The following is a 13,545-nucleotide window of genomic DNA, read 5'->3' as shown; positions in this document are numbered from 1 at the left end:
CCCGTGACCACGGTCTTCCTGTTTCCCGGCCAGGGCTCGCAGTCCGTCGGCATGGGCAAGGACCTGGCCTCCGCGTCGCCCGCCGCCGCCCGCGTGTGGGCGGAGGCCGACGAGGCCCTCGGCTTTTCCCTCTCCCGCCTGTGCTTCGAGGGGCCCGAGGCCGATCTCGGCCTCACCGCGAACACCCAGCCCGGGGTGCTCACCGCCAGCGTCGCCGGCGCCGCCGCGCTGGCCGAGCGCGGCGTGACGCCCGCGCTCGCCGCCGGCCACAGCCTGGGCGAATACTCGGCCCTGGTGGTCGCGGGGGCGCTCGCCTTCGCGGACGCGGCGCGGCTGGTCCGCCGCCGCGGCGAGTTCATGCAGGAGGCGGTGCCGGTGGGCACGGGCGCGATGGCCGCGCTGCTCGGGATGGAGCTGGCGGGGGCCGAGGAAGCGTGCGCTCAGGCGGCCCAGGGCGAGGTGGTGGGCGTGGCCAACATCAACTCGCCGGGCCAGATCGTCATCGCGGGCCACCGCGGGGCGGTCGAGCGCGCGGTGAAAGTGGCCGCGGAGCGCGGCGGGAAGAAGAGCATGCTGCTGCCGGTGAGCGCGCCCTTCCACTGCGCGCTCATGAAGCCGGCGGCCGACCGCCTCGCCGCCGCGCTCGAGGGCGTGACGGTGAAGCCGCCGCGCATCCCGGTGGTGCGCAACGTCGACGCCGGGGTCACCACCACCGCGGAGGAGGTCAAGCCCTTCCTCGTGCAGCAGGTGGCGAGCCCGGTGCGCTGGACGGACTGTCTCGCCCGGCTCGCCCGTGAGGGCGGGGATGCGTGGGTGGAGGTCGGCCCCGGGCGCGTGCTCGCCGGCCTGCTCAAGCGCACGCTCGACGGCGCGCGCGGGCACAACGTCGAGGACGCGGCCTCCCTGGACCGGACGGTCCGCGACCTCGCGGGGAACGCCCCCGCATGAGCGAGGCCAAGCCCCTCGCCGGGAAGGTGGCGCTGGTCACCGGCGGGACGCGCGGAATCGGCCTGGCGGTGGCCCGCTCGCTGGCAGATGACGGGGCTTCCGTGGTAGTCTCTGGCCGCGATCCGGCCCGGCTCGAGAATGCGGCGAAAGAGCTGGAAGCATTGGGCGCAAGCGCGCTCGCGGTGGTCGCCGACGCGGCCAAGCGCGAGGACGCCGATCGGCTCGTCGAGGCGGCGAAGGAGCGCTTCGGGCGCATCGATGTCCTCGTGAACAACGCGGGCATCACGCGGGACCAGCTGCTCGTCCGGATGAAGGACGACGACTGGGACCAGGTGCTCGATACGAACTTGCGCGGCGTGTTCCTCATGACGCGCGCAGCGGGGAAGGTGATGATGCGGCAGAAGGGTGGACGCATCGTCAACATCTCCTCGGCCGCGGGGGCGATGGGGAACGCCGGACAGGCGAACTACTCGGCGGCGAAGGCGGGCGTGATCGGGCTCACCAAGGCGTCGGCGCGCGAGCTGGCGCACTGGAACATCCTGGTGAACGCGGTGGCGCCGGGGCTCATCGAGACGGACATGGCGGCGGCTATTCCCGCCGAGGCTCGCGAGGCCCTGATGCAGCAGGTCCCGCTGAAGCGGATCGGGACGGTGAAGGACGTGGCCGAGGTCGTGCGGTTCCTGGCCGGTGAGGGCGGTGGGTACATCACCGGCCAGGTCATCCACGTCAACGGTGGGCTGTACATGTGAGGATGGCCGGCAGTGGGACCGGAGCAATCGGGCGGGACGAAGACGCACACCAGCGTGCGATGAGGAGGTGTTGATGACCAAGCCAGTAGACGAGCGGGTGAAGGAGATCATCTGCGACAACCTGGGAGTGCGCCCCGACGAGGTTGTTCCGGAGGCGAAGTTCATCGAGGATCTCAACGCGGACTCGCTCGACACCGTCGAGCTCGTCATGGCCTTCGAGGAAGAATTCGGCCTCGAGATCCCCGACGAAGATGCGGAGAAGATCACCACGGTCGGCGACGCGATCCGCTACATCAAGGAAAAAGTCTGAGTCGCACGCCGTGAGCGCCGTGGAGAAGACGCGGGTCGTCATCACCGGACTGGGGGCGGTGACGCCCGTCGGCAACACCGCCGAGGAGTTCTGGGCGGCGCTCACCCAGGGCAAGTCCGGGATCGGGCCGATCACCCGCTTCGACTCGGCTGGATTTCCAACGCGGATCGCCGGCGAGGTGAAGGGTTTCGACGCGCTCAAGTACGTCGACAAGAAGGACGACCGCAAGCTCGACCTCTACCTCAAGTACGCGCTGGCCTGCGCGGTGATGGCGGTGGAGGACGCCGCCCTCGACCCCGCCAAGGAGGACGGCGATCGCTTCGGCGTCCTCGTCGGCTCGGGCATCGGGGGCATCAGCACGCTGCTCGAATCCCACAAGGTGCTCCTCGACAAGGGGCTGGACCGGGTGTCGCCGTTCTTCATCCCGATGCTCATCATCAACATGGCCTCCGGGCTCATCTCCATGCGCTTCGGCGCGCGGGGCCCGAACTCCTCCGTGGTCACCGCCTGCGCCACCGGCAATCACGCCATCGGCGACGCCACGCGCATCATTCAGCGTGGAGACGCGGACGTGATGATCGCGGGCGGTGCCGAGGCCATCATCATTCCCCTCACCATCGCGGGCTTCTGCCAGATGAAGGCGATGTCCACCCGCAACGACGAGCCCTCCAAGGCGTCGCGGCCGTTCGACGCCGAGCGCGACGGTTTCGTGTGCGGCGAGGGCGGCGGCCTCGTGATCCTGGAGTCCCTCGAGCACGCCCGCCGCCGTGACGCGCGGATCTACGCCGAGGTGGTGGGCTACGGGATGACGGGCGACGCGCATCACATGACCGCGCCCGATCCCGAGGGCGACGGGGCGGCCCGCGCGATGGCCGCCGCGCTGCGGGACGGCGGGATCGAGCCCTCCACGGTGGGTTACATCAACGCCCACGGGACGTCCACGCCCTACAACGACAAGTTCGAGACCCTCGCGATCAAGCGGGTGTTCGGCGAGCACGCCAAGCGGGTGCCGGTGTCGTCCACCAAGTCCATGACCGGGCACCTCCTCGGGGCGGCGGGCGGCATCGAGGCCATCGCCACCACGCTGGCCATCCATCACGGCGTCTTGCCTCCCACCATCAACTACGAGAAGCCGGATCCGGACTGCGATCTCGACTACGTGCCCAATCAGGCGCGCAAGCAGGACGTCGAGGTCGCCCTCAGCAACGCGTTCGGCTTCGGCGGCACCAACGCCACGCTCGCCTTCCGGAAATACCGCGCCTAGGTGACCGGCGCGCCGGACGGGCTTGCCCCCCTCGAGTCGCGGATCGGTCACGCCTTCCGCGACCGCGCGCTGCTCCTCGAAGCCCTGACCCACCGCTCGTTCGCCAACGAGCATCCCGGCACGCGCGACAACGAGGCCCTGGCCTTCCTCGGCGACGCCGTCCTCGCCCTCGTGGTCGCCGAGCATCTCCGCGCCACCGATCCCGACGCGGCCGTCGGCGTGTTGACGCCGCGCCGCGCCGCCCTGGTCTCGGGGCCGAGCCTCGCGCGCTGGGCGGAGGGGCTGGGACTCGGCACCCAACTTCGGCTCGGGCGCGGGGAGCAGCAGACGGGCGGGGGGAGCAAGGAATCCGTGCTCGCCACCGCGTTCGAAGCCCTGCTGGGCGGGATCTATCTCGAGGCGGGCCTCGCGGGAGCCCGCCGCGTGGTCGCCTCGGTGGCCCTGTGGTAGCGTGAACGTGATGCCGCTCTGGCCCTTCACACGACACGGCCGGCGGCCGCTCCCGGCGGCGCCGTCCGAGCGATTCCTCGTGCTGCAGGACCTCGCCCGCCGCAATGTGGAGGACGTGCTCGCGATCAGCGAGCAGGGCGCCCGCGGCAATGCCTTCATCTTCGGGGGTGAGCTCTTGATGGAGCCGGGCCGCGCCTGCGACCTGCTCCAGGGGCGCCTCCGCCCCCACGGATATGCCCCCTTCATCAACCGGGAGCGCGGGCACACCTGGATCCAGGTGCTGCCGCTGGGTGACGTGGCCGAGGCCGCGCGCATCGGGCTCAACCTCGCGCTGTTCATCCTGACGGTGTTCTCCACGCTGGCCGCGGGGTCCATGGTGGCCGGCTCCTTCCCCTGGGTGACATTCGATCCCTTGGTGGAGCCCGCGCGCCTCCTCGACGGGCTGCCCTTCGCATTCACGCTGCTCGCCATCCTGGGGACCCACGAGTTCGGCCACTACTTCACCGCGCGCGCCTACGGGGCCTCGGTGAGCCTGCCCTACTTCATCCCGGCGCCGCCGCCCCTGTTCCTCTTCGGGACCCTGGGCGCGGTAATCCGCATGCGCTCGCCCGCGCGCGACCGCAACTCGCTGTTCGACATCGCCGCCGCCGGCCCGCTCGCCGGCCTCGTGATCGCGATCCCCGCCCTGTGGCTGGGGCTCTCGTGGTCGCACGTGGCCGCGATCCCGGATGGCGGCACGATGGCGTTCGGCGACTCCCTCCTCATGCGCCTCATGACCTGGCTCATGTTCGGCAGGATCCCGGATGGCATGGACGTGTTCGTGCATCCCGTCGCGCTCGCCGGCTGGGTGGGGCTGTTCGTCACCGCGCTCAATCTCTTCCCGGTGGGGCAGCTCGACGGCGGGCGCATCGTCTACGCGCTGTTCGGGCCCCAGCACCGCAAGGTGTCGCTGGCGACCTTCGTGGCTCTGATCGCGCTGGGCGCGATCTCGGGCTCGCTCAACTGGATCGTGTTCGCGGGGCTGATCGCCATCCTCATCGGGTTCCACCACAGCCCGCCCCTCGACGACGTCACCCCGTTGTCGCCGGGGCGCTACGCGGTCGGCGTGCTCTGTCTCGTGCTGCTCGTGCTGCTGGTCCCGCCCGTTCCCTTCTCCTTCACCTAACTACGGCGGTCGGCACCCACCTCGCCCGGCTGTCGACGTCCGGCGCCGCTGTTGTATGCTCGGGGCGCGCCCTGCCGGGCTCCGAGGAGGCTTCGATGAGTCAGTCCCCACGCTCGCTGACCGTGAACGGCCGGACCTATGCCTGGCCCCGCCGTCCCCTGGTGGTCGTCTGCGTGGACGGCTGCGAGCCCGACTACCTCGCGCGCGCGGCGGCGGCAGGCGTCACGCCTTGGCTGACCGTGGCGCGGGCCCGGGGAACGGATCGGATCGCCGACTGCGTCATCCCGAGCTTCACCAATCCCAACAACCTCTCCATCGTGACGGGCGCGCCCCCGTCGGTGCACGGGATCTGCGGCAACTACTTCTGGGACGCGGACGCCGGGGTCGAGGTGATGATGAACGACCCCAAGTACCTGCGCGCCGACTCGATCCTCGCCGCCTTCTCCCAGGCCGGCGCCGCCGTCGCGGTGGTGACGGCGAAGGACAAGCTGCGCCGTCTGCTCGGCGAGGGCTTGCGCCTCGGGCCCGATGGCACCGCGGCGTGCTTCTCGTCCGAGCGCGCCGCCGGGACGACGCGCGCCGAGCACGGCGTCGACGATGCCGCCGCGTGGCTCGGGCGGCCGGTGCCCTCGGTGTACAGCGCGGCGCTCTCCGAGTTCGTGTTCGCCGCGGGCGTCAAGCTCATGGAGACCCGGCGGCCCGACCTCGTCTATCTCTCCACCACCGACTACGTGCAGCACAAGCACGCGCCGGGGACGCCGGAGGCCAACGCGTTCTACCGGATGATGGACGGCTATCTCGCGCGTCTGGACGCGCTCGGCGCCACCGTGGCCTTGACCGCCGATCACGGGATGAACGGGAAGACCGACGCCGCGGGGCGGCCGCAGGTGATCTACCTCCAGGATGTGCTCGACGGGTGGATCGGCGCGGGCCGCGCCCGGGTGATCCTCCCCATCACCGATCCGTACGTGGTCCACCACGGCGCCCTCGGCTCCTTCGCCACCGTGCATCTGCCCGGGGGGGTCGACGCGGCGGCCATGGTCACGCGGATCGCCGCCGTCGCCGGCATGGAGGTAGTGCTGGACCGCGACGAAGCCTGCCGGCGCTTCGAGCTGCCCAAGGACCGGATGGGCGACGTGGTCGCGGTGTCGCGGAAGGACTGGGTGATCGGCACCGCGGAAGCCCGGCACGATCTCTCGGGGCTGGACGCGCCGCTCCGCTCCCACGGCGGCCTCAGCGAGCAGCGGGTCCCGCTGATCGTGAGCCGGCCCGCCCCGGGCCTGTCTCCCGCGGCGCGCCTCCGGAACTTCGACATCTACGACGTCGCGCTCAACCACGCCGCCTGAGGAGCCGTCATGGCCGACATCCGTCGCGAAAGCATGCGCATCGCCGGGGAGCACGTGGGCTCGGGCGAGCGTGTGATCGAGGTCAAGAACCCGTGGAACGGCGCGCTGGTCGGCACCGTGCCCAAGGGGACGGTGGCCCAGGTGCAGCGCGCGTTCGCGGCGGCGCGGGCCTTCCGCTCGCCCCTCTCGCGCCACGACCGCTCCCTGATCCTCAGCCGGACCGCCGACCGCCTGGCCTCGCGGCGCGAGGAGATCGCCGACCTCATCACCGCGGAGTCCGGCCTCTGCAAGAAGGACACGCTCTACGAGGTGGGCCGCGCCTGCGACGTCTTCACATTCGCCTCCCACGCCGCCCTCGTCGACGACAGCCAGACCTTCTCCTGCGACATCAGCGCGCAGGGCCGGCGCCGGCGCATCCACACCCAGCGCGAGCCGCTGCGGGCGATCAGAGCGATCACGCCCTTCAACCACCCGCTGAATCAGGTCGCGCACAAGGTGGCCCCGGCCATCGCCACCAACAACCGCATGGTGCTGAAGCCCTCGGAGAAGACGCCGCTCACCGCGCTGCTCCTGACCGACATCCTCTACGACGTGGGGCTGCCGCCGGCGATGCTGTCGATGGTGACGGGCGATCCCCGCGAGATCGCCGACGAGCTCATCACCAATCCCGATGCCGAGCTGATTACGTTCACCGGCGGGGTGGAGGCGGGCAAGTACATCGCCGCCAGGATGGGGTATCGCCGCGCCGTCCTCGAGCTGGGCGGTAACGATCCCCTCATCGTGATGGAGGACGCCGACCTCCAGGAGGCGTCGTCGCTGGCGGTGTCGGGCGCGTACAAGAACTCCGGTCAGCGCTGCACCGCGGTGAAGCGCATCCTCGTCCAGGAGTCGGTGGCCGCGCGCTTCGTGGATCTCCTCGTCGAGAAGACGCGGCTCGTCAAGTACGGCGACCCCATGGACCCGACGGTGGACATGGGCACCGTGATCGACGAGGCGGCGGCCAGCCGCTTCCAGGGCCTGGTCGACGACGCGATCGGGCGTGGCGCGCGGCTGCTCCACGGTCACGAGCGCCGCGGCGCCCTCTACAGCCCCACCGTGGTGGACCGCGTGCCGGCCGACTGCGAGCTGGTGGCGCGCGAGACCTTCGGCCCGGTGGCGCCGGTCATCCGCTTCGGCGACATCGAGGAGGCCATTCGCATCGCCAACTCCACCCCGTATGGGCTCTCGTCGGCCGTCTGCACCAATCGCCTCGACTGGATCACGCGCTTCGTGAATGGGCTCGAGGTGGGCACGGTGAACATCCGCGAGGTGCCGGGCTATCGCCTCGAGAGCTCGCCGTTCGGGGGGATCAAGGACTCAGGGCTGGGCTACAAGGAGGGCGTGCTCGAGGCGATGAAGAGCTTCACCAACGTGAAGACCTACTCCTTGCCCTGGGCCTGAGCGTGGCCCCGTGACCGTCCCCAGCCACGCGCGCGTCGTCATCATCGGCGGCGGGATCATCGGCACCTCCGTCGCCTACCACCTCACGCGGCTGGGTTGGCGTGAGATCGTGCTCCTGGAGCAGGGGAGCCTGTCCGGCGGGACGACCTGGCACGCCGCCGGGCTCGTGGGGCAGCTCCGCTCCACCGCCAACTTCACCCGCCTCATCCGCTACAGCGCCGAGCTCTACGAGCGCCTGGAGGCGGAGACGGGCAAGGCCACCGGCTTCCGCCGCTGCGGCAGCCTCTCCGTCGCACGCACGGAGGAGCGGATGGTCCAGCTCCGCCGCAACGCCGCGATGGCGCGCGGCTTCGGCATCGAGGCGCACGAGATCGGCCTCGACGAGGCGAAGCGCCGCTATCCGCTGCTGCGCACCGACGACCTGGTAGGCGCGGTGTGGATTCCCAGCGACGGCAAGGGCAACCCCGCCGACATCACCCAGGCGCTCGCCACCGGCGCGCGCGCCGGCGGCGCCCGGGTGCTGGAGAAGATCCGCGTCACCGGCGTCACGCTCCGTGCCGGCGCGGTGTCGGGGGTCGAGACATCCGAGGGCGCTATCGCCACCGACGTCGTGGTGAACTGCGCGGGCATCTGGGCGCGGGAGCTGGCCCGCCTGAGCGGTGTCACCGTGCCGCTACACGCGTGCGAGCACATGTACATGGTGACCGAGCCCATCGCCGGGGTGGCCCCGGACCTGCCCGTCATGCGCGATCCCGACGGCCACATCTACTTCAAGGAAGAGGTGGGCGGCATCCTCATGGGCGGCTTCGATCCCTGGGCCAAGCCCTGGGGCATGCAGGGCATCCCCGCCGACTTCTCGTTCGGCACGCTCCCCGAGGACTGGGACAAGTTCGAGGTCCTCATGAAGAACGCCATCCAGCGTGTGCCCGCGCTGGAGACGGCGCCGGTGCGCCTGCTGATGAACGGGCCGGAGAGCTTCACGCCCGACAACTACTTCATCCTCGGCGAGGCGCCGGAGGTGCGGCGCTACTACGTGGGCGCGGGCTTCTGCTCGGGTGGGATCGCCGCGGCGGGGGGCGCCGGCCGGGCCCTCGCCCAGTGGATTGCCGACGACGCGGCGCCGATGGACCTCTCGCGCGCCGACATCCGCCGCTTCGCCCCGTTCCACGCCGACCCTGGCTTCCTGCGCACGCGGGCGAGCGAGGGCGTGGGCGTGCACTACTCCATCGCCTTCCCCAATCGCGAATGGGTCAGCGGCCGCGGCTTGCGCCGCTCACCCCTCTACGATCGCCTCGCCGCCCGGGGCGCCTGCTTCGGCTCCAAGATGGGCTGGGAGCGGGCGAACTGGTTCGCGCCGGTGGGTGTCGCGCCGGAGCCCGTCTATTCGTTCGGGCGCCAGAACTGGTTTCCGTACGCCGCGGCCGAGCACCGCGCGACGCGCGAGGCGGTGGCGGTGTTCGACCAGACCTCATTCGGCAAGCTTTCCCTGCAGGGGCGCGACGCCGAGGCGGTGCTCCAGCGCCTCTGCACCAACGACGTGGCAGTGCCACCCGGGCGCATCGTGTACACCGGCATGCTCAACGAGCGCGGCGGGTACGAGAGCGACCTCACGGTGGCGCGGCTTTCTGACGATTGCTACCAGATCGTCACCGGCGCGGCCCAGATCACGCGGGACGCGCACTGGATCCGGCGTCACATCGGTGACGGCGAGCGCGCCACCCTCACCGACGTGAGCGGCGCGTGGGCGGTGCTCGGGCTGATGGGTCCGCGCTCGCGGGCGCTGCTGGAAGCCGTCACCGGGGCCGCGCTGGATGGAGCCGCGTGCCCGTTCGGCACGCTGACGAGCCTCGCGATCGGGGCCGCGCCGGTGCGCGCCGCCCGCATCACCTATGTCGGCGAGCTCGGCTGGGAGCTCTACGTGCCGGTGGAGTTCGCCGCCGTGGTATACGAGGCGCTGGTGGGCGCCGGCGCGACGCTCGGACTCCGAGACGCCGGATACTACGCGATGGACTCGCTCCGGATGGAGAAGGCCTATCGGGCGTGGGGGCACGAGCTGACCAGCGACGACACGCCGCTCGAGGCCGGCCTCGCCTTCACGGTGGCCTGGGACAAGCCCGGAGGCTTCATCGGACGCGACGCGCTCCTGCGGCAGCGGGAGCAGCCCCTCACCAAGCGGCTCATCACCTTCGTACTGGACGACCCGGGCGCGCTGCCGTGGGGCGACGAGCCCATCCATCACGACGGGCACATCGTCGGGTCCGTGACCTCCGCGGCCTACGGCCACACGCTGGGCCGCGCGGTGGCCATGGGCTATGTCGACATGCCGGGCGCCGCCGATCCCCGCGCCATCACGGACGCCAAGTTCGAGCTGGAGATCGCGGACCGGTGCGTCGCCGCTCGCGGTGGCCTGCGCGCGCCGTACGATCCCGCCGCGCTGCGGGTGAAGAGCTAGCCCCGACACTCAGAGGAGACGCCGTCCCATGATCGACCGCCGCGCTGAGCCGTTCCTCCTCACCCCGGGTCCGCTCACGACCTCGACGACGACCAAGCAGGCGATGCTGCGGGACTGGGGCTCGCGCGATCCCGCCTTCATGGCGCTGAACGCGCGGGTGCGCGAGCGGCTGGTCGCCCTCGCGGGCGGGCAGGGGACGCACGTGTGCGTGCCGCTACAGGGGAGCGGAACCTTCATCGTGGAGGCGATGCTCGCGACCATGGTACCGCCGGACGGCAAGCTCCTCATCCTCGTCAACGGCGCCTACGGCAAACGCATGCTCCGCATGTGCCAGTATCACCGCCGCGCCTACGTGGAGCTGGAGGTCCCGGAGGATCGTGCGGTGAATCCAGCCGCGGTCGACGCCGCGCTGGCCGGCGATCCCGGCATCACGCACGTTGCGCTGGTCCACTGCGAGACCACCTCCGGCGTGCTCAATCCCGTGGCCGAGGTGGCCGCGGTGGTCGCCCGCCGGGGCCGCCGCTTCCTGTTGGATTCAATGAGCGCCTTCGGCGCCCTGCCGCTCGACGCGCACCGCGGCCCCTTCGACGCCATGGTCGCCTCCGCGAACAAGTGCCTGGAGGGCGTGCCCGGCATGGGGTTCGCCATCGTGAGGCAGACCGCGCTGGAAGGGGCCAAGGGGCAGTGCGGCTCGCTCTCGCTCGACCTCCACGATCAGTGGGTCGCGATGGAGAAGACGGGGCAATGGCGCTTCACCCCGCCCACCCACGTGATCGCTGCGCTCGACCAGGCCCTCGCCGAGCATGCGGCCGAAGGCGGCGTGGAGGGCCGCGGGGCCCGGTATGCTCGTAACTGCGGCATCCTGGTGGGCGGTCTCCGGGCCATGGGCTTCGAGACCCTGCTGCCCGACGCCATCCAGGCCCCCATCATCGTGACGGTCCGGATGCCCGTCGACGCGAGGTTCCACTTCCAGACGCTCTACGACCGGCTCGCCGAGCGGGGTTACGTGATCTACCCAGGCAAGCTCACCGTGGCCGACAGCTTTCGCATCGGCTGCATCGGGCGCCTCGGCGAGGAGGAGATGCGCGGGGTGCTCGCGGCCGTCGCGGACATCGTGCAGGAGATGGGTGTCTCCAGCTGTCGACCCGCCTGAGCGGCTTGCCGCCCTCGGGGAAGCCCGCTAGAATCCCCCCGCCTTGAAAAAACCCACGCCCGCGAAGACCTCGGAGACGGCCGAGCTCGAGTCGCTGATCCGCAAGGGGGAGATCGACACCGTCCTCACCGTTTTCCCCGACCATCTGGGGCGCCTGATGGGCAAGAGAGTGGTCGGCCGCTACTTCCTGGATCACGTGCTCGGCGACGGCGTCCACGCCTGCATCTACCTCTTCACCGTGGACATGGAGATGGAGCCCTTGCCCGGCTTCACTCTCACCTCGTGGGAGCGCGGCTACGGTGACATGAAGCTGGTGCCGGATCTCGGCACGTGGCGCCGTATCCCCTGGCTCAAGGCGACCGCGCTGGTCTTCTGCGACGTCTACACCGAGGAGGGCGAGCCCATCGAGGAGGCGCCGCGCTGGGTGCTGCGGCGCCAGGTGGAGCGCGCCGCCAAGGCGGGCTATGTCGTGAACACCGCGTCCGAGCTCGAGCTCTATCTCTTCCGCGAGTCCTTCGACGAGGCGCGGCCCAAGCGCTTCCACGGGCTCACGCCGGTGTCCGGCTACTTCGAGGACTACCACATCCTCCAGACCACCAAGGAGGAAGGGCTGGTCCAGACCATCCGCAACGGCATGGAAGGGGCGGGCGTGCCGGTGGAGTTCTCCAAGGGCGAGTGGGGGAAGGGGCAGGAGGAGATCAACCTCCGCTATGCTCCCGCCCTCGAGATGGCGGATCGCCATGTCCTCTACAAGCACGGGGTGAAGGAGATCGCCTGGCAGCAGGGCGTGTCCGTCACCTTCATGGCCAAGTACGACATGGCGGCGGCGGGCTCCTCCTGCCACGTCCACTCGTCGCTATGGGATCACCGCAGCGGCAAGGCGCTGTTCCCTGGCCGCGACCGCCAGGGGAGCCTCCTTTTCCAGCAGTGGCTTGCCGGGCAGATGGCGATGGCGCGGGATTTCGCCCTGTTCTATGCGCCGACGCTCAACTCGTACAAGCGCTATCAGGCGGGGACCTTCGCCCCCACCCGCATCGCCGCGGGCTGGGACAACCGCACCTGCGGCTTCCGCATCTGTGGCGAGGGAGCGGGCTTCCGGGTGGAGAACCGCATCCCGGGCGCCGATGCGAACCCCTACCTGGCCTTCGCCGCCACCATCGCGGCCGGGCTCCACGGCATCGAGAAGCGTCTCAAGGCGCCCCGGCCCTATGCCGGCAACGCCTACGAGGATCCCAAGCTGCCCCAGGTGCCGAAGACCTTTCGCGAAGCGCTCGACACCCTGGAGGGCTCGCGCGTGGCGCGCGAGGCCTTTGGCGCCAAGGTCGTCGAGCACTACCTGCGCCTCGGCCGGCTCGAGCAGCAAGCCTTCGACCAGGTCGTCACCGACTGGGAGCTGATTCGATATTTCGAGCGCATCTAGCATCTAGCCAGGCGCTCCAGGAGAATTCAACGCAATGCCAGGCAGATTGAACGGGAAGGTAACGCTGATCACCGGGGCCGGCATGGGCATGGGCCGCGAGGCTTCCACCCTGTTCGCCGGCGAGGGCGCGCGCATCGTCGTCTGCGACATCAATGAGCAGGCCGCGAAGGAGACGGTGTCCCTCGTGGAGAAGGCCGGGGGCCAGGCCGTCGCCGCGGTGGGGGACGTCGCCGTCGAGGCCGACGTGAAGCGCATGGTGGAGACCGGAATCCGCGCCTTCGGCGCCCTCCACGTGCTCTACAACAATGCCGGCGTGCTGTGGAAGGACAAGGACCGCTCGGTGCTGGAGACGGACGGCGCGCAGTGGGACCGCGTCATGGGGATCAACCTCAAGTCCGTGTTCTGGGTCACCAAGTACGGGATCCCGCATCTGCGGGCGGCGGGCGGGGGCTCCATCATCCTGGTGGGCTCGGTCTCCGCGCTGGCCGGCTTCACCCGCGCCCAGGACGCCTATACCGCCGCCAAGGGGGCGCTCATCTCGCTGAACAAGTCCCTGGCCATCCAGTTCGCCAAGGACGGGATCCGCTCCAACGTGATCCATCCGGGGATCGTCGAGACCCCGCTCCAGGCGCCGTACCTCACGGACGAGCTGCGGGCGGAGTTCAAGACCGGCATCCCCCTGGGCCGCATCGGCCAGCCGCGAGACATCGCCTACGCCGCGCTCTTCCTCGCCTCCGACGAGTCGGCGTTCATGACGGGCGCCGAGATGATCGTGGACGGCGGCTTCATGGCCCAGTAACACGCGATGGGTATGGTAGTCTCTGGCAGCCCAATCACCACCCGGACCA

12 protein-coding genes are annotated in these 13,545 nt (G+C 70.4%); all 12 read left to right on the top strand.

Going from position 1 to position 13,545, the window contains the following annotated elements:
- The first annotated feature begins 3 nt into the window (after positions 1-3).
- Positions 4-948 carry an ACP S-malonyltransferase gene (gene fabD, locus VFX14_07790; protein HEU5189574.1) on the top strand — a complete coding sequence of 315 codons (945 nt, stop codon included), beginning with the start codon at positions 4-6 and terminating at the stop codon, positions 946-948.
- Positions 945-1,697 carry a 3-oxoacyl-[acyl-carrier-protein] reductase gene (fabG, locus tag VFX14_07785; GenBank protein HEU5189573.1) on the top strand — a complete coding sequence of 251 codons (753 nt, stop codon included), beginning with the start codon at positions 945-947 and terminating at the stop codon, positions 1,695-1,697. The genes fabD and fabG overlap by 4 nt, the downstream gene beginning before the upstream one ends.
- Positions 1,698-1,770: 73 nt before the next feature.
- Positions 1,771-2,007: an acyl carrier protein gene (locus VFX14_07780; protein HEU5189572.1), complete on the top strand. Its 237-nt coding sequence runs from the start codon at positions 1,771-1,773 to the stop codon at positions 2,005-2,007.
- Between the two features lie 10 nt (positions 2,008-2,017).
- A complete protein-coding gene (gene fabF, locus VFX14_07775) occupies positions 2,018-3,271 on the top strand; it encodes a beta-ketoacyl-ACP synthase II (protein HEU5189571.1) in 1,254 nt (417 codons plus the stop codon).
- Positions 3,272-3,721 (top strand): ribonuclease III domain-containing protein, encoded by a 450-nt coding sequence (locus tag VFX14_07770; protein HEU5189570.1) that lies wholly within the window; start codon positions 3,272-3,274, stop codon positions 3,719-3,721. It abuts the gene before it with no gap.
- Positions 3,722-3,731: 10 nt separating this feature from the next.
- The gene (locus tag VFX14_07765; protein HEU5189569.1) at positions 3,732-4,886 is read left to right on the top strand and encodes a site-2 protease family protein; all 1,155 of its coding nucleotides are present in this window, start codon (positions 3,732-3,734) and stop codon (positions 4,884-4,886) included.
- A 95-nt stretch (positions 4,887-4,981) separates the two neighbouring features.
- Positions 4,982-6,232 carry a phosphonoacetate hydrolase gene (gene phnA, locus VFX14_07760; GenBank protein ID HEU5189568.1) on the top strand — a complete coding sequence of 417 codons (1,251 nt, stop codon included), beginning with the start codon at positions 4,982-4,984 and terminating at the stop codon, positions 6,230-6,232.
- 9 nt (positions 6,233-6,241) lie between these two features.
- Positions 6,242-7,672, top strand: a complete 1,431-nt coding sequence (phnY, locus tag VFX14_07755) for a phosphonoacetaldehyde dehydrogenase (GenBank protein HEU5189567.1) — start codon at positions 6,242-6,244, stop codon at positions 7,670-7,672.
- Positions 7,673-7,682: 10 nt separating this feature from the next.
- Positions 7,683-10,124 (top strand): FAD-dependent oxidoreductase, encoded by a 2,442-nt coding sequence (locus tag VFX14_07750; GenBank protein HEU5189566.1) that lies wholly within the window; start codon positions 7,683-7,685, stop codon positions 10,122-10,124.
- A 28-nt stretch (positions 10,125-10,152) separates the two neighbouring features.
- Positions 10,153-11,277, top strand: a complete 1,125-nt coding sequence (locus VFX14_07745) for a 2-aminoethylphosphonate--pyruvate transaminase (protein ID HEU5189565.1) — start codon at positions 10,153-10,155, stop codon at positions 11,275-11,277.
- A gap of 43 nt (positions 11,278-11,320) precedes the next feature.
- Complete coding sequence (locus tag VFX14_07740) at positions 11,321-12,697, top strand: glutamine synthetase family protein (GenBank protein HEU5189564.1); 1,377 nt, start codon at positions 11,321-11,323, stop codon at positions 12,695-12,697.
- Between the two features lie 34 nt (positions 12,698-12,731).
- Complete coding sequence (locus VFX14_07735; GenBank protein HEU5189563.1) at positions 12,732-13,496, top strand: SDR family oxidoreductase; 765 nt, start codon at positions 12,732-12,734, stop codon at positions 13,494-13,496.
- Positions 13,497-13,545: the final 49 nt, after the last annotated feature.

It is taken from the genome of Candidatus Methylomirabilota bacterium, assembly GCA_035764725.1.
GTDB lineage: Bacteria > Methylomirabilota > Methylomirabilia > Rokubacteriales > CSP1-6 > DASRWT01.
Note: the sequence above shows the minus strand (reverse complement) of the source record. Positions and strands in the feature narration are given on the sequence as shown.